This is a genomic window from Streptosporangium sp. NPDC006013 (assembly GCF_040614275.1).
Lineage (GTDB): Bacteria > Actinomycetota > Actinomycetes > Streptosporangiales > Streptosporangiaceae > Streptosporangium.
This window is the reverse complement of record NZ_JBEXUE010000788.1, coordinates 1-2,819: the sequence shown is the minus strand read 5'-3', so window position 1 is coordinate 2,819 and position 2,819 is coordinate 1. Positions and strand designations below refer to the sequence as shown.

At 74.5% G+C, this 2,819-nt stretch carries 1 protein-coding gene; it reads left to right on the top strand.

Annotated features, from left to right (window positions below; all coding sequences use genetic code 11):
* Positions 1-2,819: beta-ketoacyl synthase N-terminal-like domain-containing protein (locus ABZ260_RS49510; protein WP_355632497.1), on the top strand; the 2,819-nt coding region annotated here is incomplete at its 5' end.

Sequence of the window (2,819 nt, the reverse complement as noted above, 5' to 3'; positions counted from 1 at the left end):
CCGGCCGAGGGGGCGCCGCCGCCGCGGAGGCGGTCCGGGACGCACTGATCGAAGCGCGCCGCGCCCGAGGCGTGGTGGGGACCGCCGTGTCCTGGTCGGCATGGGCGGACAGCGGCGTGACCACGGACCGGGGAATGGACCTGCACCTGCGGGCGAACGGGCTGCCCGCCCTGGCGCCCGCGCTCGCGCTCAGCGCGCTGGGCCGGGTCGTCGCGAACGGCGAGAGCGCGGTGACGGTCGCCGACGTGGCGTGGGACCGGTTCGCCCCGGCCTTCCTCGCGGTGCGGCCGACCCCGCTGCTGGACGAGCTGCCCCAGGCCCGGCAGGCGATCGAGGCGGCGGGCGGCGGCGCCCACGACGGTGAGCCCACCGTGGCGGCCGCGCTCCGGGACCGCCTTCTCGGGCTGCCGGCGGCCGAGCGCACGGGCCTCGTCCTCGAACTGGTGGTGGCCAGGGCCGCCTCGGTCCTCGGGCACGCGGACGGCGCCGCGATCGAGGCCGATCGGGCCTTCCGGGACTTCGGGTTCGACTCTCTCACCGCGGTCGACCTGCGTAACCAGCTCAACACCGCGACCGGGCTGACCCTGCCGGCCACGCTCGTCTTCGACCACCCGACACCGGTGGAACTCGCCGAACATCTGGCGGCCCAGGTGCTCGGCGAGGAGAGCCTCGGCGAGGAGAGCCGAGCGCCCGTACCGGCCGTGCTCTCGGACGACCCGATCGTCATCGTCGGCATGAGCTGCCGGTACCCGGGCGGCGTCCGCTCGCCGGAAGACCTGTGGCGGCTGGTCACCGGCGAGGTGGACGCGGTCGGCGCGTTCCCCGCCGACCGGGGCTGGGACCTGGACGCGCTGTCCGGTGGGGACGCCGACGGGCGTGGCCGCAGCACGGCGGCCGGAGGCGGTTTCCTCTACGACGCCGCCGACTTCGATCCGGGTTTCTTCGGCATCTCGCCCCGTGAGGCGATGGTGATGGACCCGCAGCAGCGCTTGGTGCTCGAAGCCGCCTGGGAGGCGTTCGAACGGGCGGGCATCGACCCCGCCGGCCTGCGGGGCGGCGATGTGGGCGTCTACGTCGGCGCCACCGGTGGTGACTACCAGCCACCCCGCGATCATCACGGCCACGCGCAGACGGCCCAGGCGGCCAGCGTGATCTCCGGCCGGCTGTCCTACACCTTCGGCCTGGTGGGGCCCTCGGTGACCGCGGACACCGCCTGCTCCTCGTCGCTGGTGGCGTTGCACCTGGCCGCCCAGGCGCTGCGGGCCGGGGAGTGCTCGCTGGCTCTCGCCGGTGGGGTCGCCGTGATGTCCACCCCGGTGGGCTTCGTCGAGTTCGGCGAGATGGGGGCGCTGTCCCCGGACGGCCGGTGCAAGGCGTTCTCCGACGCCGCCGACGGCACGGGCTGGGCGGAGGGCGTCGGCATGCTCGTCGTCGAACGGCTGTCGGATGCCCGGCGCAACGGCCATCACGTGCTGGCGATCCTGCGCGGTTCGGCCGTCAACCAGGACGGCGCGTCCAACGGATTCACCGCGCCGAGCGGCCCGTCACAGCGGAAGGTGATCCACCGCGCCCTGGCCGGTGCCGGGCTGACCCCGTCCGACGTGGACGTGGTGGAGGCGCACGGCACGGGCACCAGGCTGGGCGACCCGATCGAGGCGCAGGCCCTGCTGGAGACCTACGGTCAGAACCGTGAGCGACCAATGCTGCTCGGGTCGATCAAGTCCAACATCGGGCACACGCAGGCGGCGGCCGGAGTCGCCGGACTGATCAAGATGGTGATGGCCATCAGGCACGGGGTGGCGCCGAGGACGCTGCACCTGGACGCGCCGTCGTCGCACGTGGACTGGTCGGCGGGCGCGGTGGAGCTGCTGACCGAGGCCAGGCCGTGGCCGGACGCCGGACGCCCGCGCCGTGCCGGGATCTCGTCCTTCGGAGCCACCGGCACGAACTCACATGTGATCATCGAGGAGGCGGATCCCGCCGACCTGGTCGCCGAACCGGCGGCATCGGGCCCCGGTCTCCTGCCGGTCCCGCTGTCGGCCAAGACCCCCGCCGCGGCGCGGGCGCAGGCGCTCCGCCTGCTCGAGCACCTCGGCGAGCGCCCGGATCTGGGCCTGGCGGATCTCGCCTTCTCGCTGGCCACCACCCGGTCGAGTTTCCGGCATCGGCTCGCCGTGCTGGCCGGGGACCGGGCGGGGCTGGTGGCAGGCCTGACGGCGGCGGCGGACGGGAGCCCTGCCCCGCACGTGATCGAGGGCACGGTCGGACGGGCGGGCAAGACGGCGTTCCTCTTCACCGGCCAGGGCGCCCAGCGGGCCGGGATGGGCCGCGAGCTCTACGACCGGTTCCCGGTCTTCGCCGATGCGCTCGACGCCGTACTGGCGCATCTGGACGCCAGACTGGACCGCCCGCTGAGGGAGATCCTGTTCGCCCCGGCGGGCACACCCGAGGCCGGGCTGCTCGACGGGACCGGGTGGACCCAGCCGGCGCTGTTCGCGGTCGAGGTGGCCCTGTTCCGCCTGCTGGAGTCCTGGGAGCTCACCCCTGACCTGCTGATCGGACACTCGGTCGGCGAGTTGGCCGCGGCGCACGTCGCGGGCGTGCTGTCACTCCAGGACGCCTGCGCGCTGGTGGCGGCCAGGGGCGCGCTGATGCAGCGGCTTCCGGCCGGCGGCGCGATGGTCGCCGTCCAGGCCGGCGAGGAGGAGGTGCTGCGGGCGCTGGCCGGGTACGAGCACCGGGTCTCCGTCGCCGCGATCAACGGTACGCGCGGTCGAGCGCCCGGCCCACGTCGTCGAGGCTGTCGCCTTCGAACATGA